This window comes from Micromonospora sp. NPDC023869 (genome assembly GCF_055559695.1).
Window position 1 is genome coordinate 682933 of sequence record NZ_JBVHKD010000001.1, and the last position, 18501, is coordinate 701433.

19 protein-coding genes are annotated in these 18501 nt (G+C 72.5%); 7 read left to right on the forward strand and 12 right to left on the reverse strand.

The genetic code is table 11. The features are described 5' to 3' along the window. Positions 1-159: 159 nt before the first annotated feature. Positions 160-2217, forward strand: a complete 2058-nt coding sequence (locus ACZ31C_RS02805) for a SpoIIE family protein phosphatase (protein ID WP_465793912.1) — start codon at positions 160-162, stop codon at positions 2215-2217. Between the two features lie 99 nt (positions 2218-2316). On the opposite strand, the gene ACZ31C_RS02810 is transcribed toward ACZ31C_RS02805, so the two are convergent. Further along, positions 2317-3660 carry an FAD-binding oxidoreductase gene (locus ACZ31C_RS02810; protein ID WP_465793913.1) on the reverse strand — a complete coding sequence of 448 codons (1344 nt, stop codon included), beginning with the start codon at positions 3658-3660 and terminating at the stop codon, positions 2317-2319. 83 nt (positions 3661-3743) lie between these two features. Between ACZ31C_RS02810 and ACZ31C_RS02815 the strand changes: the two genes are divergently transcribed. After that, positions 3744-5840: a S9 family peptidase gene (locus tag ACZ31C_RS02815; RefSeq protein WP_465793914.1), complete on the forward strand. Its 2097-nt coding sequence runs from the start codon at positions 3744-3746 to the stop codon at positions 5838-5840. 72 nt (positions 5841-5912) lie between these two features. Here ACZ31C_RS02815 and ACZ31C_RS02820 read toward each other — a convergent pair whose 3' ends face one another. Genes ACZ31C_RS02820 through ACZ31C_RS02835 form a run of 4 tightly spaced genes read right to left on the reverse strand, consistent with a single transcriptional unit; the run spans position 5913 to position 8959 of the window. Continuing rightward, entirely contained in the window at positions 5913-7427 is a 1515-nt protein-coding gene (locus tag ACZ31C_RS02820) for an FtsX-like permease family protein (RefSeq protein WP_465793915.1), read from the reverse strand. Further along, the gene (locus ACZ31C_RS02825) at positions 7424-8125 is read right to left on the reverse strand and encodes an ABC transporter ATP-binding protein (protein ID WP_465793916.1); all 702 of its coding nucleotides are present in this window, start codon (positions 8123-8125) and stop codon (positions 7424-7426) included. The genes ACZ31C_RS02820 and ACZ31C_RS02825 overlap by 4 nt, the downstream gene beginning before the upstream one ends. Continuing rightward, positions 8122-8658 carry a PadR family transcriptional regulator gene (locus ACZ31C_RS02830; protein ID WP_465793917.1) on the reverse strand — a complete coding sequence of 179 codons (537 nt, stop codon included), beginning with the start codon at positions 8656-8658 and terminating at the stop codon, positions 8122-8124. Before ACZ31C_RS02830 ends, ACZ31C_RS02825 begins: the two co-directional genes overlap by 4 nt. Before the next feature lie 58 nt (positions 8659-8716). Then, positions 8717-8959: a flavin reductase gene (locus ACZ31C_RS02835; RefSeq protein ID WP_465793918.1), complete on the reverse strand. Its 243-nt coding sequence runs from the start codon at positions 8957-8959 to the stop codon at positions 8717-8719. Between the two features lie 188 nt (positions 8960-9147). Between ACZ31C_RS02835 and ACZ31C_RS02840 the strand changes: the two genes are divergently transcribed. From ACZ31C_RS02840 to ACZ31C_RS02850, 3 genes are all read left to right on the forward strand, one after another. Next, positions 9148-9369, forward strand: coding sequence for a helix-turn-helix transcriptional regulator (locus tag ACZ31C_RS02840; RefSeq protein ID WP_387258395.1), 222 nt, complete (start codon positions 9148-9150; stop codon positions 9367-9369). A gap of 26 nt (positions 9370-9395) precedes the next feature. Beyond that, complete coding sequence (locus ACZ31C_RS02845) at positions 9396-9617, forward strand: helix-turn-helix transcriptional regulator (protein WP_465793919.1); 222 nt, start codon at positions 9396-9398, stop codon at positions 9615-9617. A gap of 388 nt (positions 9618-10005) precedes the next feature. Continuing rightward, on the forward strand, positions 10006-10260 hold the full coding sequence (locus ACZ31C_RS02850) for a hypothetical protein (RefSeq protein WP_465793920.1): 255 nt from the start codon (positions 10006-10008) through the stop codon (positions 10258-10260). 59 nt (positions 10261-10319) lie between these two features. Here the strand turns inward: ACZ31C_RS02850 and ACZ31C_RS02855 are convergent, their stop codons facing one another. From ACZ31C_RS02855 to ACZ31C_RS02880, 6 genes are read right to left on the reverse strand one after another with little or no spacing between them, the layout of a single operon-like run. Continuing rightward, positions 10320-11855, reverse strand: a complete 1536-nt coding sequence (locus tag ACZ31C_RS02855) for a SpoIIE family protein phosphatase (RefSeq protein WP_465793921.1) — start codon at positions 11853-11855, stop codon at positions 10320-10322. A gap of 1 nt (position 11856) precedes the next feature. After that, the gene (locus ACZ31C_RS02860; RefSeq protein WP_465793922.1) at positions 11857-13206 is read right to left on the reverse strand and encodes an ATP-binding protein; all 1350 of its coding nucleotides are present in this window, start codon (positions 13204-13206) and stop codon (positions 11857-11859) included. Beyond that, a complete protein-coding gene (locus tag ACZ31C_RS02865; RefSeq protein ID WP_465793923.1) occupies positions 13203-14225 on the reverse strand; it encodes an ATP-binding SpoIIE family protein phosphatase in 1023 nt (340 codons plus the stop codon). Before ACZ31C_RS02865 ends, ACZ31C_RS02860 begins: the two co-directional genes overlap by 4 nt. Next, on the reverse strand, positions 14213-14632 hold the full coding sequence (locus tag ACZ31C_RS02870) for an ATP-binding protein (protein ID WP_396741252.1): 420 nt from the start codon (positions 14630-14632) through the stop codon (positions 14213-14215). The genes ACZ31C_RS02865 and ACZ31C_RS02870 overlap by 13 nt, the downstream gene beginning before the upstream one ends. Continuing rightward, on the reverse strand, positions 14629-15045 hold the full coding sequence (locus ACZ31C_RS02875; protein WP_465793924.1) for an STAS domain-containing protein: 417 nt from the start codon (positions 15043-15045) through the stop codon (positions 14629-14631). Before ACZ31C_RS02875 ends, ACZ31C_RS02870 begins: the two co-directional genes overlap by 4 nt. After that, on the reverse strand, positions 15045-15905 hold the full coding sequence (locus ACZ31C_RS02880; protein WP_465793925.1) for an STAS domain-containing protein: 861 nt from the start codon (positions 15903-15905) through the stop codon (positions 15045-15047). Before ACZ31C_RS02880 ends, ACZ31C_RS02875 begins: the two co-directional genes overlap by 1 nt. 166 nt (positions 15906-16071) lie before the next feature. Here ACZ31C_RS02880 and ACZ31C_RS02885 point away from each other — a divergent pair, with 166 nt between their 5' ends. Further along, positions 16072-16428 (forward strand): STAS domain-containing protein, encoded by a 357-nt coding sequence (locus ACZ31C_RS02885; RefSeq protein ID WP_396741258.1) that lies wholly within the window; start codon positions 16072-16074, stop codon positions 16426-16428. Positions 16429-16438: 10 nt separating this feature from the next. Here the strand turns inward: ACZ31C_RS02885 and ACZ31C_RS02890 are convergent, their stop codons facing one another. Then, positions 16439-17752 carry an MFS transporter gene (locus ACZ31C_RS02890; protein ID WP_465793926.1) on the reverse strand — a complete coding sequence of 438 codons (1314 nt, stop codon included), beginning with the start codon at positions 17750-17752 and terminating at the stop codon, positions 16439-16441. 50 nt (positions 17753-17802) lie between these two features. Here ACZ31C_RS02890 and ACZ31C_RS02895 point away from each other — a divergent pair, with 50 nt between their 5' ends. Next, entirely contained in the window at positions 17803-18483 is a 681-nt protein-coding gene (locus ACZ31C_RS02895; protein WP_465793927.1) for a FadR/GntR family transcriptional regulator, read from the forward strand. The last annotated feature ends 18 nt before the right edge of the window (positions 18484-18501 follow it).

The window sequence follows — 18501 nt, forward strand, 5'->3', positions numbered from 1 at the left end:
CGGGGTACACCGGCTCGCGCCGGCCACCCCATCATTGTCCCCGTGACCTCGAAACCGCCACGGCGCACCGCCGTCCGTATTCCGGACCCGACCGGTGATCGGCTTGGCACGAGGCGGGTGCCGGGGCAGGATACGAGGGTGTCAGCGGCGGTAGGGCCAATGACGGACGGGGGCCCGGAGGAGCACGTCCGCCGGGTCCGGCTGCCCGCCGACCGGCGCACCCCGGCCGCCGCGCGGGCCGTCGTCCGGTCCGTACTGGCCGAGGCGAACCTGGACGAACTTCTCAACGAGGCGCTCCTGCTCACCACGGAGCTGTCCACCAACGCGGTCGAGCACGCCCGCACCGAACTCGACATCGAGGTCAGCGCGGACTCGTCCGGATTGACCGTGACCGTGTCGGATTTCGCCTCCGGGCCGGTCGACGAGCTGACCGTCGGCGTCCGGAACGTGGCGACCGACATCACCGAGGTCGCCGAGCGCGGGCGGGGCCTGCTGCTGGTCGACCACTTCGCGAGCCGTTGGGGCACCACCTATCTGCCCAGCGGCAAGGGCGTGTGGTTCCGGTTGGAGCGCGACGGGCCACAGCGCGACGGGTCGCAGCTCGCCCAGCCGGACGACTTCGCCCCACCGACCGGCCGCTCGGACGGCGCGCACACCTCCGTGCCGAGCGCTGGGGCGATGAGCGCGCTGATGCAGCCCACCCCCGACCCGTACGCGGACGATCCGCTGCCGGACTTCGCCACCAGCCTGCTGACCCGGGTGGCGGAGATGGTCGGCGCTGCCGGTGGAGTCGTGCGCCTCGACCGGGGCGACGGGCACGGCCCACAGGTGATCGCCCGGTACGGTCGGCAGCCCCGCCCCGGCAACGACCTGCTCCGGGTGCCGCTGGCGGTGCACCGCCCGTACGCCGGTGAGCTGGAACTCGACGCGGCGCCCACCGCGTACGCCCGGCCGTTGGCCCTGCTGACCGCCGAGCGGTTGTCGCTGCACCTGGAGAACGACCGGCTGCGCCGCGCCGACGTCCGGCGGCAGGCGTGGCTGACCTTCCTCGCCGAGGCCAGTGAGCTGCTCGCCCAGTCCCTGGACGTGGAGCTGACCATGGCGCTCGTCCCGCAGCTCGTGGTGCCCCGGCTCGGCCAGTGGTGTGCCGTGCACACCACCGACGAGTGGGGTCGACTCAAGCTGGCCGCGGCGAGTCACGCCGACGAGTCGATGCTGCCGCAGTTGCACGCCACGCTGCGCGAGGCGGGACCGGACTCGGTCCAGGCCCGGCTACGCGAGGCGAGCCGCAACGGCACCCAGACCCCGCTCGGCGCGCCGATGGAGGGCTTCGCCGTGCCGCTGATCGCCCGGGGTCAGCGCCTCGGCACGCTGGCCGTCGGGCGGCACCAGCGGCACCGGCACGATCCGGACGAGATCGCGGTGCTGGAGGACGTGGCCCGCCGCGCCGCCCTGGCGATCGAGAACGCCCGCATCCACGCCGAGCGTCGCCGGGTGGCGCAGACGTTGCAGCAGTCGCTGCTGCCGCCGGTGCTGCCGGTGGTGGAGGGCATCGGCTTCGCCGCCGAGTACGTGCCGACCGGCGACGACGCCGAGGTCGGCGGCGACTTCTACGACGTGGTGCCGATGCCGGACGGCCGTTGGCTGGTGGTGATCGGCGACGTCTCCGGCAAGGGAGTGCAGGCCGCGGCGGTCACCGGGCTGGTCCGGGACGTGATCCGGGTGCTGGCCGGAGACGGCAAGCCCCTGCCCGAGGTGCTGTCCCGGCTCAACGAGACGCTTGTCGAGCGAGGCGCCGGGCGGTATTGCACGCTGGCGCTGGCGGCGGTCGGACCGGGCGAGAACGGGCAGCTCGATGTGGGGCTGCACCTCGCCGGCCACGACCGGCCGGTGCTGGTACGCGCGGCGGGCGGCCCGGCCAGGTTCGTCGGCACCGGCGGCACCGCACTCGGCCTGCTCGACGCGATCACCTCGCCGACCCTGGACATCGCCCTCGACCCGGGCGACTGCCTGGTCTTCTATACGGACGGGGTGACCGAGCGACGCCGGGGCCGGGAGCTGTTCGGCACCGGTCGGCTCCGGGACGCCGCCGCGCCGCTCGCCGGCTACTCGGCGGACGTGGTGGCGGCCCGGCTGCGCGCCACCGCGATCAATTTCTCGGTCGAGGCGCCCCGGGACGATATCGCCATCCTGGTCCTGCGCAACGACGCGGTCTGACCGCCGGAGCGGCTCGAAGCGGGACCTTCGGCACCACCTGGGCCGCGACGACGAGGCCGCCGGACCTCAGAGGCCGCCCGACTCAAGAACCGCCGGGGCTCAGAGGCCGCCGGGGAGGCGGCCGGGGGCCAGCCGGTGACCCGGGTCGAGGTGCTGCTTGACGGCGCGCAACCGGGCCACGCCGGTCAGCTCGCCCCACAGGTCGACGGCCCGCCGGACGGCGGGCGGCGCGGAGAGCACCAGGCAGCGACCCCGTCGGGCGAGCAGCACGCTGCGCACCGCGACCAGGATCGACGCCACCCGGTCGGGGGCCATCGTGCCGGGCAGCGCGGCGTGCACCACGCCGAGGCCGGCGGAGCCACGGACCGGCACCGGCGAGCCGGCCGCGTCCCGCAACGCGTAGACGGCGGCGTGCAGGTCGCTGATCGGCACCTCCAGCCGGAGCGCGGTGTCACCGGGGGCGAACGGGTAGCTGCGCCACCAGGACGGTGCGGATCGGGCGACGGTGGCCCGGGAGCCGAGCATCGACCGGAGCCGGTCGGCGCGCTCCGCCACGTCGGACGGCCCGCCTTCGAGCAGCACCACCAGCGAGCCGGCCCCCGCCGGGCCGGTCGACGGGCGTCCCGTCATGGACGGGTGGCGCGCCATCGACTCGGCCCGGGGGTCCCTCGGCCGGGGTCCCGCACCGGCCGGCAGGTCCACCTCGATGGCAGCCGGGTCGAGCCGGGCGGCGAGCACCGCCCGGACCAGGTCGTGCACCTCCAGTGGCGTCCACACCGGGCGGGTCACCCAGACCCGGCTGGCCGGCAGGGGCTGCACCCGCAGGGTGGCGCTGACCAGCACGCCGAGCGCGCCCTCCGACCCGCACAGCAGCCGGGCCTGGGCCAGCCCGGCCGCCCCGCCACCCGCCTCGGCCAGCTCGCCGTCGGCGGCCAGGTAACGCAGGCCGACGAGCTGGTCGCAGGCGGTGCCGTGCCGGTGTCGCAACGGACCGGCCTCGTCTGCGGCAAGCACGCCGCCGACCGTGGCGCCGGGCGAGGGCGCGTCCAGCGCGAGCCGTTGACCGGTGCGTTCCAGGCTGGCCTGCACCGCGCGCAGTGGCGTGCCGGCGCCGACCTCGGCGGTGCCCCGATCGGAGGACTGGTGACCGATGCCGGCGAGCCGACCGGTGTCGAGCATGATGTCGACCCGTGCCGGCACGGCACCCCAGTCGATCTTGGTGCCGGCGCCGCGCGCCACCACCGTCAGGTCGTGCCGTGCGGCGAGCCGCAGCACCTCGGCCGCCGCGTGGGCGCCGCCGGGCACCGCGACCCAGCGGGCCGGTCGTCCGGCCACCTCGTCGGCCGGGCCGGCGAACCGGGCGAAGCGTGAGCCGCAGATGTCGGTGAGGCGACGGGCGATGTCGAGGGCACCGGACCCGCCGGTGGAACGCGCTGGCACCATGGCAGCGATCGTACATGTGTTCGAACGACCGAGTGGGGATTTGCGCCGCCCGAGACGCCCGGCCTGCCGGTAACGTGGCGCCCGTGACCACCGAGACCCCCGTACCCGTAGCCAGGCAGGTGCCGAGCGAACGCGTCCACCACGGCGACGTCGTCGTCGACGAGTACGCCTGGCTGGCCACCAAGGACGACCCTGAGACGATCCACTACCTCAAGGCCGAGAACGCCTGGACCGAGACGCGTACGGCGCACCTCGCCGAGCTGCGCACGGAGCTGTTCGAGGAGATCCGCCGGCGTACCCAGGAGACCGACCTGTCGGTGCCGACCCGCAAGGGCGGGCACTGGTACTACTCCCGGACGGTCGAGGGCAAGCAGTACGGCGTGCACTGCCGCCGTGCGGTCCGCGGCGGCGAGACCACGCCGCCGATCAGCCCCGACGGCGCCCCGTTGGACGGCGAGGAGGTGCTGCTCGACGGCAACCTGCTCGCCGAGGGGCACGACTTCTTCTCGCTGGGCGCCTTCGACGTCAGCCCGGACGGCCGCTTCCTGGCCTACTCGACCGACTTCTCCGGCAAGGAACGCTTCACCCTCCGGATCAAGGACCTCGCCACCGGTGAGCTGCTGCCCGACGAGATCCCGGACACCTTCTACGGCACCGCCTGGGCCGCCGACGCCTCGGTGCTGTTCTACGTGACCGTGGACGACGCCTGGCGTCCGCACCGGGTCTGGCGGCACGTGCTCGGCACGGCCGCCGCCGACGACGTGGTGGTGCACTCCGAGGACGACGAGCGGTTCTGGGTCGGGGTCGAGCTGACCCGCTCGGAGCGCTTCATCCTGATCGACATCGCCAGCAAGATCACCAGCGAGGTACGCGTCATCCCGGCCGGCAACCCCACCGGCGAGCCGGCCGTGATCGCCCCCCGTCGGCAGGGCGTCGAGTACTCGGTGGAGCACCACGGGCACCGGTTCCTGATCCTGCACAACGACGGCGCGGAGGACTTCGCGCTGGCGTACACCTCGGCCGACGCCCCGGGCGACTGGGTGCCGCTGATCGCGCACTCCCCCGGCACCCGGCTGGAGTCCGTCGACGCCTTCGCCGACCACCTGGTCGTGACGCTGCGCGCCAACGGGCTGACCGGGTTGCGGGTGCTGCCGGTCGGCGGCGGCGACGGGCACGACATCGAGTTCCCGGAGCCGCTGCACACCGTCGGGCTGGACTCGAACCCGGAGTACCGCACCGGGCGGGTTCGTCTGCGCTACACCTCGCTGGTCACCCCGGACTCGGTGTACGACTACGACCTGGTGACCCGCGAGATGACGCTGCTGCGGCGGCGACCGGTGCTGCCCGGCCCGGACGGGCGGGAGTACCGGCCGGAAGACTACGAGCAGCACCGGGACTGGGCGCTGGCCGACGACGGCACCAAGGTGCCGATCTCGCTGGTCTGCCGCCGGGACACCCCGCGCGACGGCTCCGCGCCCTGCGTCATCTACGGGTACGGCTCGTACGAGGCCAGCATGGACCCCTGGTTCTCGGTCGGCCGACTGTCCCTGCTGGACCGTGGAGTGATCTTCGCGGTGGCCCACATCCGCGGCGGCGGCGAGCTGGGCCGGAGCTGGTACGAGCAGGGCAAGCTGCTGGCCAAGAAGAACACCTTCACCGATTTCGTGGCCTGCGCCCGGCACCTGGCCAAGGCGGGCTGGACGTCGTCGGACCGGCTGCTCGCCCGGGGTGGCTCGGCCGGCGGACTACTGATGGGCGCGGTGGCCAACCTCGCGCCGGACGCGTTCACCGCCATCGTCGCGCAGGTGCCGTTCGTCGACGCGCTCAGCACGATCCTCGACCCGTCGCTGCCGCTGACCGTCACCGAGTGGGAGGAGTGGGGCAACCCGCTCGCCGACCCGGAGGTGTACGCGTACATGAAGTCGTACACCCCGTACGAGAACGTGGCCGACCGCGAGTATCCGGCGATCCTGGCGATGACCAGCCTCAACGACACCCGGGTGCTCTATCACGAGCCGGCCAAGTGGATCGCCCGACTGCGGGCCGTCGCACCTCAGGGCGAATACCTGCTCAAGACCGAGATGGAGGCGGGCCACGGCGGGCCCAGCGGACGCTACGACGCCTGGCGCGAGGAGGCGTTCGTCAACGCCTGGACCCTGGACCGACTCGGCCGCGCCTGACCGTCCCGCCACCCGGCCGCCGGACGCTCATGGCCCAGGGCGCGCCTGCCCTGGGCCATGGTGGACGCCGTCTCAGGTGGCGCGTAGTTCCTCCATCGCGGTGTTGGCCCGCAGGAACAGCATCCCCAGCCCGACCGTGACCAGCACCGCGAGCAACGCGCCGCCACCGACCAGGGCGAGCTGGTCGAGCGGTACGTCCGGCGTGCGGACCACGCGCTCCATCGGCACGAGTTCGACGTGCAGCGGGCGGGTGGCCGGATCCTGGCACAGCTCCACGGCGGCCCGGCACACCTCCTGGCTGTAGCCGCCGCTGACCACGTCGCCGCTGAACAGCCGCCCGATCGAGTACCCGACGCCGACCGCGAGCAGCACGGCGGGCACCACCGGTGCCAGCACCTGAATGAGGATCGAGGTGCCGATGGTGGTCCGGGGCACCCCGGTGGCGACCAGCGCGGCGTACGCCCGGCGGCGGGAGACGATGCCCTCCACCAGCGTGACCAGCAGGCCCGCCGTGGCGATGGTGACCGCCACGAGGACCGCCAGGTCGATCAGGTCCATGGTGTTCAGATAGAAGGACCGGTCGTCGCCGGGGTATCCGGCGGCCCGGCTCTCCTCCTGTTCGATCCGTAGCCGGAGCTGGAAGTAGGCCCGGAACGCCGCCGCACCGGCACCGATGAGGACGCTGGCCAGCAGCGCCGCGAAGGTCCGGCTGCTGCTCCACGGGTCGTCGGTCAACCGGCGGGCGGCCAGCAGCGTCGCCGGTCCTCGGGCGAGGCGGTGCAGCAGTCGCCCGGCGGCGTGCGACAGCCATCCGGTGCCGAGCACCACCCCCATCACGACGGCGAAGAGACCGAGGGTGAACAGGATCGCGACCCAGTCCGTGCCGACGCCTTCGAGCGCCTTTCGCAGCGGCTCGGCCAACGCGGCCGCCAGCAGCCCACCGCCGATCAGCAGCGCCGGCCAGGGCCGGGGTGACCGGGTCCGGCCGGCCCGCCGGAACACGCCCAACGGTGTGGTGGCGACCCGGCGCAGCAGCAGCGCGGTGCCCACCGCCGCGAGCAGCGGCAGCCCCAGTGTCACCGCTGCGATGGCCGGCACCGAGGGCAGGACGTCGGTGGGCAGGGCGAGCTGACCCTGGGCGTCCGGGCGGTGCAGCAGCTCCCGCCCGCCGAGGTACACCGCCAGGCCGAGAAGCGCCCCGGCCAGCGCGGCGAGGCCGGTCTCCAGCATCGCGACCCGGGTGACCTGACCGGGGGTCGCGCCGGCCAGGCGCAGGGCGGCCAGGCGGCGGTCCCGTGCCGGGGCACCGAGCCGGGCACTCTGCCCGGCCAGGGCCAGCACGGGTACGGCCAGCAGCAGCAGCGCGAAGGCGGTGCCGCCGCGTAGCCCCGGCTCGCGCAGCAGCGCGTTCGCGTACTGCTGGGACTGCTCCCACTGGTGGCCGGGTGGCTTCTCGATGGCCAGCACCGTCATCGCCGCCAGCCCGGCGAGCGCAGCCAGGGTGGCGCTCAGCGCGGTCAGGACCACCCGGGCGGCGTCGGTGCGGTTGCCGGCCAGGGCCAGCCGGGCCAGCGTCCCCGGTCTCACCGCGCGCCGCCGGCCAGCGGTGCGTCCAGTCCCAGGCCGGTGTGGTCGATCACGCCGTCACGCATCACGATCTCGCGGTCGGCGTACGCGGCGATCCGGGGCTCATGGGTCACCAGCACCACCGCCGTACCCTGCTCGCGGGTGAGCCGGACCAGTGCGGTGAGCACCTGCTCGCCGGTGAGCGAGTCCAGCGCCCCGGTCGGCTCGTCGGCGAAGAGCACCCGTGGCTCGGTGACCAGGGCGCGGGCGGTGGCGCAGCGCTGCTGTTGCCCGCCGGACATCTCGCCCGGCCGCACGTCGGCGCAGTCCGCCACGCCCAACCGGTCGAGCCAGGTGAGCGCCGCCGTCCGCGCTGCTCGCCGCCCCGTGCCGGCGAGCAGCAGCGGAAGCGCGACGTTCTCCGCCGCCGTCAGCTCCGGAACGAGCTGACCGAACTGGAACAACACCCCGAACTCGGTACGCCGCAGTCGGGACCTGGCCGCCTCGGACCAGGTGTCGATCCGGTGACCGCGCCAGGTCACCTCACCGGCGTCGGGCCGCAGGATGCCCGCCAGGCAGTGCAGCAGGGTGGACTTGCCGCAGCCGCTCGGCCCGGTCACCGCGACGATCTCGCCCTCGGCGACGTCGAGGGTGAGGCCGCGAAGTGCGGGTGTCGGCCCGTACGACCTGACCAGCGCGCGTGCCTGAAGTTGCGTCACGAGTGCACCTCCCGGTGCCAGTCGGCGACCCGCTCCAGGGTGGTGCGCAGCCAGCGCAGGTCGGCGTCGAGATGGGCGATGGCGTAGTCGGCTGCCACGACGTCGTCGACGGTGGCCTCCGGTGCCGTCTTGAGCGCGGTCAGCTCACGCAGCCGATCGGTGTGGGCCCGCCGCTGCGCGACGAGGTACGTCCGGGCCCGATCCGCGTCGGCGTCCAGCAGCGCCACCACCACCTTGGCGAACAGCGCGCTGTTGACGTGCGGCATGGGTGGCTCGACGGTGCCCAGCCACTGGTCCAGGGCGACCCGCCCCTCGTCGGTCAGCGCGTACGCGGTGCGGTCCGGCCCGGCGAGACGTTCCTGTCCCGCCGGGACCACCAGGCCGTCCCGGAGCAGCCGGTTCAACGTCGCGTAGACCTGCCCGAACGCCAACGGGCGGGCCTGCGGCAGCCGCTCGTCGTACGCCCGCTTCAGCTCGTACCCGTGCATGGTGCCGGTGGCGAGCAGCCCGAGCAGGACGTGTGGCGTGGACACGAGTCCACTATTCACTCAGCGAATAGCACCGTCAAGCACTCCACGCCGAGCGGAGCGGTCATCGGGTCGGCTTGCGGATCCAGCCGAGGAACCGGACGTGGAAGTACATCGGTTCGGGTGGCGCTCCGAGCCGGGTCAGGTCGGCGGTCGCCTCCCGGAGCAGATCGGCCATGTCCAGCGCGAGCAGTCGACCGGGACCGTAGTCGGCCGCGAGTTCGACTCGGGCCTGCGTACACGGCCAGCCGTGCGCGCAGGCGGCACAGAACCAGAGGGGCTTGACGGGGGCATGCCGTTGCGTCATTCGGGGCTCCTCCCGGGGATGCGACGGGTGGCAAGCCCTCGGCCGCCGGGCTCGGCCTCCAGCAGCCGAGGGGCCTACCCCGATTCCAACCCAACCCTCACCCCCTGTCAATGTTGGCGCGCCCCTAAAGGCGTACCCACTCATGCGCGATCCTATTGGCAGGCAGGCGTGCGCCTACCTTCCTTGGCATGGGCAAGGACCGTGGGCCTGGGCCTCTGGTGGCCGCTGGCGAGATCCTGGCGATGCTCGGCGTGGGGCGATCCCGCTTCCGCCAGATCGCCGCGCATCCGAACTTCCCGCAGCCGTACCAGGTCCTGTCGGTCGGCAAGATCTGGCTACGCGCTGACGTCGAGGAGTACATCCGCCAGTACCGACAGCCGCGCCAGGCGGACGACGACGAGCAGGGGTAGAACTGGCTGTGTCTACCTTCGGCGACATGGGCGACGAGGTGCCCGGCCCGCTGGTCGGTCCAGGCGAGATCCAGCAGATGCTCGGCGTCGGACGGTCGCGCTTCCGCCAACTCGTCTGGCATCCCGCCTTCCCGAAGCCGTTTCAGACCCTCATGGGCGGCTCTGTCTGGCTCAAATCCGAGGTCGAAGCCTGGATCACTGAGTACCGGCAGCCGCGCCCGCCAGCGGACGACGACGAGCAGGGGTAGACGTACAGTGTGGGCGGCCGCGGCGTGGGTGGTGCGCCTTCGCTTGGCCGGTCGGAGATAGCTCGTGCGCGGCAGCGGTGGGTGTCCCTGGAGAGCCGGAGTCACGTGCGAGACCACAACATCAGGGATATTGCTGTCTCGCAGCCCACTCGAAGCAACAACAACAGGGATGTTGTGTGGATCTTGGCGGCTCTGACGGGTTCGGCAGGACGAGGTCACGCCGCAAACAGGCCACGGCGTGCCGTCGCGCATTCCGACCTCGACGCTCGGCTCCTCTGTAGCGGTGGCGCCCCGCACCTACTCTGATCTTGGATGCCCGGCGCCCTCCTGGAGTCGTGGACATCCCCGGCCCAGCGAAGGGCCGGTCGACGATCAAGGGAGAGAACAGATGGTGAAGGTCCTGCGTCGACCCCGCGTACGCAGCCTCGTCGCCGCTGCCGCAGTCGGCGGCGGTCTGGTGCTCGGCCTGGCCACGCCCGCCCAGGCGGACTACACCAGCCCGATCTACCCGACGCTGAATGCGTGCAACGACGCCCGGCCGACGTACGCCTCGTCCTGGACCCGGCCGCAGGCGTGCTACCCCATGTACAACTGGGACGGCTCGAAGGTCGTCGGGTACGCCTTCCTGGTCAAGACCCGCTGACGCCGACGCGACCACGACTGGAGGGCCTGCGGCGTGCACCGCCGTGGGCCCGCCGTCGTTCAGCGACGACGGAGGACGACGACGGCGACGTCGTCCTGGATCTCGTGCGGGGCGAGTTCGACGAGCAGGCGCTCGCAGAAGCGGTCCAGGTCGTCGTCCACCCGGGACGCGCTGGCCGACAGGGCGACCAAGCCGTCGTCGATGGTGACGTCCCGCCGTTCGATCAACCCGTCGGTGTAGAAGACCATCGTCGCGCCGGCCGGCAGGACGAACTCCAGGTCCGCCGGGCGGGGCGCGCGTACGCCGAGCAGCGGCGCGGAGTGCTGCACGTACTCGACCTTGCCGTCCTGACTGATCAGCGGCGGCAGGTGCCCGGCACTGGCCAGCCGGACGTGTCCGGTGGACGGATCCAGCAGCAGCACGCAGATGGTCGCCAGCTCGTTGGGCAGCAGCGTCCGCATCAATTCGTTGACCCGGTGCAGGATCTCGCCCGGCTGGTGGCCCTCCACCGCGTACGCCCGCACCGCGTGCCGCAGCTCGGCCATCACCGTCGCCGCGTGCAGCGAGTGGCCCGCCACGTCGCCGATGGCCAACAGCAGGTGGCCGTCGAGCATCACCAGCTCGTAGAAGTCGCCGCCCACCTCGGTCCGGGCGCTGGCCGGCTCGTATCGGACGGCCAGGTCGAGCCCGGCGATCTCGGGGATGCGGCGCGGCAGCAGGCTGCGTTGCAGGGTCACCGCGATGCGGTGCTCCTCGTCGAAGGAGCGCTGCGCCTCCGCCGCCGACGCCACCGCCTGCGCGAGCTGGACCAGCACCGGCGTACGGGCGGTCTGGGTGCTGGTGGGAACCACGACGTAGATCGGCGCGCGGTCCTCGCGCAGCCGGGCGGCGGCCACCGTGACCGTGTCGTCGGTCGGCCAGTCGGCGAGCGCCCAGCCGGCGGGATCCTGCACGGTGACGACGGTGCCGGTCGGTACGCCGGTGTCGTCGACCACCCAGGGCACGATGAGGCCCTCGGCACCGGGACCGGTGGAGACCCCGGCCAGGCAGTCACCGTCGAAGGTCTCGGCGATGACCGCGGCCGGACTCTTGAAGATCTCGGCGGCACCCGTCGCCGCCGACTCCAGCAGCCGGGCGAAGTTCGGCGCGGAGTGCACCGCCAGGGTGGTGTCGGCCAACCCGGTGAGGCGTTCGGCGAGCAGTTCGGCCCGTTGTCGCGCCTGGTAGTAGCGCAGTACGGCGTGGGCGGTGGCGACCAGTTCCTCCGGCTCGATCGGCTCCGCCAGATAGGCGTCCGCGCCCCGGGTCAGCCCCTGGGTGCGGTCGGCGGTGTCGATCGCGTGCGCGGACACGTGGATCACCGGTAGCGCCGGGTGCGCCGACTTGAGCTGCTCGCAGACCTCGAAGCCGCTCATGTCCGGCAGCCGGACGTCGAGCACCACCAGGTCGACCGGTTCCACCCCGACGCGGCGCAACGCCTCGCCGCCCGTCTCGGCCTCCAGCACGGTGAAACCGGCCCGGGTCAGCCAGCTCACCAACAGGTAGCGCTTGGTCCGACTGTCGTCGACCACCAGCACTGTCGCCGCGCCGTCCACGTCAGACTCCGTCCGGCGGCAGCGAGACCGTGAAGGTGCTGCCCCGGCCGGGCTCGCTGGCCAGGTCGAGGGTGCCGCCGAGCAGGGCCACCAGCCGCCGGGCGTACGGCAGGCCGAGGCCGGTGCCGCCGAACCGGGTCGGGCCGGGTGCCTGGTAGAACTCCTCGAACACCCGCTCGTGCAGCTCTGCGGGGATCCCCGGCCCGGTGTCCGAAACGGAGAGTCGCCAGCCACCGTCGTGCCGCTCGGCGCGCATCCGCACCTCGCCCTCGGCGGTGAACTTCAACCCGTTGTGCAGCAGGTTGCGCAGCACCTGAGCGAGCAGCACCTCGTCGGTCCGCACCGTGGCCGGTGTCGGCGGTTCCTCCACCACCAGCGCCACGTCACCGGCGGTGGGCAGCGCCCGTAGGGTGCCCCGCAACTGCCCGAAGAGGGCCTTGAGGTCCACGTCCGCGATGGCCGGCTCGATCCGGCCGGACTCCGCCTTGGCCAGGTCGAGCAGTTCGTTGACCAGGGACAGCAGATCGGAGGCGGAGTCACGGATCAGGCTGACCTGGCGCTCCTGCTCGCTGGTGAGCGGGTCGGAGGCGGAATCCCCCAACAACCGGCCCAGCCCGATGATCGCGGTGACCGGGGCCCGCAGCTCGTGGCTGACGTTCGCCAGGAACCGTGTCTTGGACTCGCTCGCGGCACGCAACTGCGCCGATTTCTCGTCCAACTCCGCGTAGAGCGCCACCACGCCCCGGTTGGTCGCCTCCAGCTCGTCGGTGAGCTGGTGGTACAGCGCCATCACGCCACGGTTGGTCTGTTCCAGCTCCTCGTTGAGCCGGGCCAGCTCGTCGCGCTGGGTGCGTACCTCGTCGAGAGCGGCGATGAGCTGCGTGTTCTGGGTGGCGAGTTCCTCCTCCGCAGTGCCCGGCGCGCTCTCGGCGAGGCGGGCGCGCAACTGGACGAGACGCTCGGAGGTGAGCGCCTGCGCGGTGGCCGGGATTCGTCGCGACATCCTCACGACCGTAACTTGCTGCTCGGCAACCACGCTCAGTGTGTCCACCAGACGCGCCACCGCACCGGACTCGGGCTGGTAACGCCCGTCGGGCAGAGGCGCCACCGGAACGAGGTCGATACGCAGGTGGTGGCGACCGTCCACGGTGTCGGCGACGGCGAAGACCACGTCCGCTCCACCGACGGCACGCAGCAGGTCCCGGGCGACCTCGCTGATCGCGGTGGCGATCCGGACCTGGTCCTGGTGCTCCAGACCGAGTGCGCCGGCCACCTCACGGCCACGCTGGCGGACCACGAAGATGTCCTGTTCGACCCGGAGCGCCATCTGCATCAGCGAGGCGGTGCTCATGACCAGGACCTCGCCACCAACACCCCGGCGTCGTCGCGCCGGGTGCCGGCGTCGCGCAACAGGGTGGCGGCCGTCACCAGCGGCGACCGCCCGACGAGACCGGGATAGTCCTCGATCCGCCAGCGGTCCACCACTCCGTCGGAGTGCATCACCAGCAGGCTGTCCGGGCCGAACGGGTAGTCGTACTGCCGGATCGCGGGTCGCTGGTGCCCGGCGATGCCGGGCAGCGAGACCAGGCCGCGCCGCCGGCCGTCCGCGTCGATGAGCACGCCGGAGATGTTGCCCAGCCCGGCGTACCGCAGCACGGCGCCCACCGGGTCCGGCTCGGCCACCGCGAGCGCGGCGCCACGGGTGTGCGACAGCGACCGATGCAGGTGGGCGACCACCTCGGCCGGGGCGGCGGCCGGTGCGCTGCGGAACGCGGTGAGCGCGGCGTCGGTGGCCGCAGCCGCCAGCGGGCCGTGCCCGAGACCGTCGGTGACCAGCACCTGCCGACGGTCGCCGACGACCCGCCAGGCGTAACCGTCCCCGCTGACCGTCTCGCCGGTCAGCGGCCGGGTCAGCCCGCCGACCCAGGACGGGTCGGTGTCCGCGCCGTCGAACACGCGCACCGCGATGACGGTGCCCCGACCCGGCCAGGAGTACGCGTCGAACCAGCTCGCCTGCCGCACGATCGCGCCCAGGCCGATGCCGAGGGTGCCGGTGGTGGAGTGCCCGTCCCGCGCGGAGTGCGCCAGGTCGGCCATGCCGGGCCCGGAGTCCAGGGCGATCAGCTCGACACCGGCGTCCAGCTCACGGCGCACCGGCCGGAGCAGCAGTACGCCGTCGTCGGCGTGCTTGATCAGATTGCTGGTCAGCTCGGCGGCGACGATGGCCAGGTCAGCGACCCTGCCCTCGGGCAGCGCCAGTTGCTCCCCCAGGCGCTCGGCCGCCCGCCGCACCGCACTGCCGGCGCTGCCGTTCTCCACGCGGTACCAGGTGCCCCGGTCGGAGACCGGCGCGGCGGTCACCGGGACCACTTGGTGATCGTGATCCGAGTGCCCTGTCCCGGCGCGGTCTGGATGTCGAACTCGTCCACCAGCCGCCGGGCACCGCTGAGGCCGAGACCGAGGCCGCCACCGGTGGTGTAGCCGTCGGTCAGTGCGAGATCCAGGTCGACGATGCCCGGGCCGTCGTCCGCGAAGACGATCGTGATGCCGGACCGGCGGCCGTTGTCGGCGGCGGAGACCTCGACCGTGCCGCCACCGCCGTACACCAGTGTGTTCCGGGCCAGCTCGCTGGCGGCGGTGACCACCTTGGTCTGGTCGACCAGCGACAGCTTGACCGCCACCGCCACGGTACGCACCAGTTGCCGGACGCGTACCACGTCCTCGTCGCTGCCGACCGTCTGCGCCTGGGGACGCCCCAGGTCGACGCCGCTGGTCATGACGACGCCGTCGGCTCGGGATCCGGCCCGTCGTGCAAGTCGTCGTCGTAGTCGTCGTAGGCACGGTCGGCCGCGATGAGCTCCATCCCGCGCTCGACGTTCAGGGCGGTCCGGATGCCGTTGAGCGACAGGCCCAGCTCGACCAGGGTGATGGCGACCGCCGGACGCATCCCGACCACCACCGTCTCGGCGTCCAGCACCCGGGAGATGGAGGCGATGGTGGAGAGCATCCGGCCGACGAAGGAGTCGACGATGTCCAGCGCGGTGATGTCGATGATCACGCCGTGGCAGCCGGTGGCGACGATCCGCTCCGCCAGGTCCTCCTGAAGGGCCACGGCCGTCTGATCGGACATGTCGAGCTGGATGGAGACCAGCAGGATGTCGCCGATCTTGAGAATCGGCACCCGCTCCATCACGCCTCCCGGCGAGGCTGGCGTCGGTTCGCCTCGACGCCGGTGAGCCGCAGCACGTGCCGCAGCGCGTCGGCGAGGCTCGCCTTGGTGGCGATGTCGCCGAACTCGATGCCGAGCGCGACGATGGTCTGGGCGATCTGCGGCCGGATGCCGGAGATGATGCAGTCGGCACCCATCAGGCGGGCCGCCACCACGGTCTTCAGGATGTGCTGCGCGACCTGGGTGTCCACCGCCGGTACGCCGGTGATGTCGATAATCGCGTACGGCGAGCCGGTGTCGACCAGGGTTTGCAGCAGCCGCTCCATCACCACCTGGGCGCGGGCCGAGTCGAGCGTGCCGACCAGCGGCACCGCCACCACACCCTCCCAGAGCTTGACCACCGGGGTGGACAGCTCCAGCAGCTGCTCCGCCTGGTCGGCGATCAGGCTCTCGCGGGTGCGGACGAAGGTCTCGAAGGTGAACAGGCCCATCTGGTCGACCAGCGCCGAGAAGGCGACGTAGTCGCGCAGGGTGCCGGTGCCCTGATCGGTCTCCATGACCGCCAGCAGGGCCTCCTTGAGGGCGAACACGCCGCTGGCGGTCTCGGTGGCGCTGAAGCCCTGCCGGGCCTGCCCACGGGAGACCTCGGCGAGCACGGCCCGCAGCTCGGTGGCCTCCTCGGCGGCGAGGTCGCCCACGCCCTTGCCGAGCGCGTCCACCAGTGCCCGGTGTAGTTCCTGCACCTGCCGGACCAGTTCGGCCTGGCTGAGCCGGCCGCGCAACTGTGCGGCGAGGGCCTCGGTCCACCGCTGGACGATCTGTCCGGCCTGACTGGTGAGCAGGTCGGCCAAGCGGCCACTCTCGTCAGCGCTCAACGCCATCGCACTACCCCCCTAGGACCTGGACCGGCCGGACTCTATCACCGCAGACCCTCAAACTACTTGTCGCGAAGCAAGGGAATGACGGTGGACACCTCATCGTGCTCCCGTTCTGCGTACCGGGCCCCGTGTGGGATACCGTTCCTCCGATAAACAGGAGGTCTGGCATATGTCCCTGACGGTGCACACGGAGCAACGCGGTGACGTGGTCGTGGTGGCGGTCGCAGGCGAACTGGACATGGCCACCGCACCGCAGCTGCAGGACCAGATCACCGACCTGCTCGACAAGGGGCGCAGCCGCCTCGTGTTCGACCTGTCGGAGGTCTCGTTCTGCGATTCCACCGGTCTGTCGGTGTTCGTCCGCGCGAAGAACAGCTCCGACGAGGCCGGCGGAGTGGTCCGGCTGGCCGCGCCGCAACGAGGCGTGCTGCGCATCCTCGAGGTGAGTGGCCTCGTGGAGGTCCTGCACACCTATCCGACGGTCGACCAGGCGGTCGCGGGGGAACCCACCCCCACCTCCTCCTGACCCCACCGCGTTACCCACCGGCCACGGCCGGGCCTCGCTCGTCCTCGATGTATCGAGGGCGAGCGATGACGATTCCCGCCCCGGTCTGCACCGCGAGTGCGACCAGCAGGAAGCCCAGCGGCGCCGTCCAGCCGCCGGTGGACTCGTGCAGGATCCCGACCAGCAGCGGCCCGAGCGCCGCGATGAGGTATCCGACGCTCTGCGTGAAGGCCGACAACGCGACCGTGCCGTCGGCCGTCCGGGCACGCAGCCCGATGGTGGCCAGGATGAGCGGGAACGCGCCCTGCCCCAGCGCCAGCAGCACCACCCACAGCACCGCCCCGCCACGCGGCGCGAACGCCAGCCCCAGATAGGCCACGCTGGAGGCGGCGGTCAACGCCAGCACCAGCAGCCGCAGGTCGCCCAGGCGGCCGGCCAGCGTCGGCATCAGCAATGCGATCGGCACCCCGAGCGCGGTCACCCCGGCCAGTAGCAGGCCGGCGTCCTGCGGCCGGAAACCGGCGTCCCGGAACAGCACGGCCAACCAGCCCATGATCGCGTACGCGCTCAGCGACTGCGCACCGAAGTACAGCGCCATCGCCCAGCCGAGCCGGGTCCGCCCGGGGCTGATCCGGGCGCGGGCCCGGCCGCCGTGCCGACCCACCCGCCGCGCGGCCCCACCGGTCCGCAGCGCCGCCGGCAACCACGGGAGTACGGCCACCGCCGCGAGCGCCGCCCAGACACCGAGCCCGGCGCGCCACGAGCCGAAGGCGTGCGCCACCGGCACCGCAGCCGCGGCCGCCGCCGTCGCTCCCGCCGTCAACGTCATCATGTACACCCCGGTGATCAGGCCGGTCCGGTGCGGGAAGTACTGCTTGACCAGCATCGGCAGCAGGATGTTCGCCACCGCGATACCGGCCAGCGCGAGCGCGCTGGTGACCAGGAACACCACGGCGGAGTCGGTGAGCACCCGCAGCACCTGCCCGACGGTGAGCGCGATCATCGCCAGCACCAGCAGTCGCGGCGCGGAGAGTCGCCGGACCAGCCACGGCGTGGTCGCACCCAGCCCGGCGAACGCCACCGCGGGCAGGGTGGTGACGACGCCCGCCATCGTGCCGGAGAGCGCCAATCCGACGCGTACCTCGTCGAGCAGTGCGCCGAGGCTGGTCATCGCGGCCCGCAGGTTAAGCGCCACCAGCAACATCCCGACCAGCAGCAGCCATCCGGTACGCGCCCGATCCGCCCCGCCCACCGGGTTTCCGGCCTCAGCGGTCCCGGTCCCAGCGGGTGCGGCGCCGGCGGTGGGGGCAGTGGTGGCGGGGGTGCCGGCGGTTGGCGGAGTCATGACCTCGAACCTACAATCATGGGATGAATTTCGGCGAGTGGCTGTAACCAGTGCCACCAGCGATTGATTCCGCCGTCCCGCCTCGGGGCCGACGGACGAACGAGACCATCGCCCGACTGCGTCGACGGATCATGGCCGGCGAATGGCCGGTCGGCAGCCGCATCCCGACCGAGCCGCGACTCGTCGAGGATCTCGGGGTGGGGCGCAACACGGTCCGCGAGGCGGTCCGGGCACTCGCCCACGCCGGGGTGCTGGAGTGCCGGCAGGGCTCCGGGACCTACGTGCTCTCCACCGACGAACTGGCACCCGTGGTGGCCCGCCGCCTCACCGACGACCGGATGACCGAGGTGATCGAGGTACGCCGCGCCTTCGAGGTGGAGGCCGCCCGGCTCGCCGCGCGCCGACGTACCGCCGAGGACCTGGCCGCCCTCGACGCCGCGCTGGCGGCCCGCGAGGCGGCCTGGCGCGGCGGCGAGGTCGCCGAGTTCGTGGAGGCCGACGTCGCGCTGCACACCGCCGTCGTCGCGGCGGCGCATAACGGCATGCTCGCCGAGCTCTACGCCTCGGTCGCCACCGCCCTGCGCAGCACCGTCACGCAGGCCATGGGCGACGCCCTGACACCGGACCGGCACGTCGACCACGCCCGCCTGGTGGCCGCCATCCGGGCCGGTGACCCGGAGCTGGCGGCCCGGGAGGCCGGCGCTTTCCTGGAGTCCGCACCCAAGGCATAGGTTGTCCTCGACGAAAAA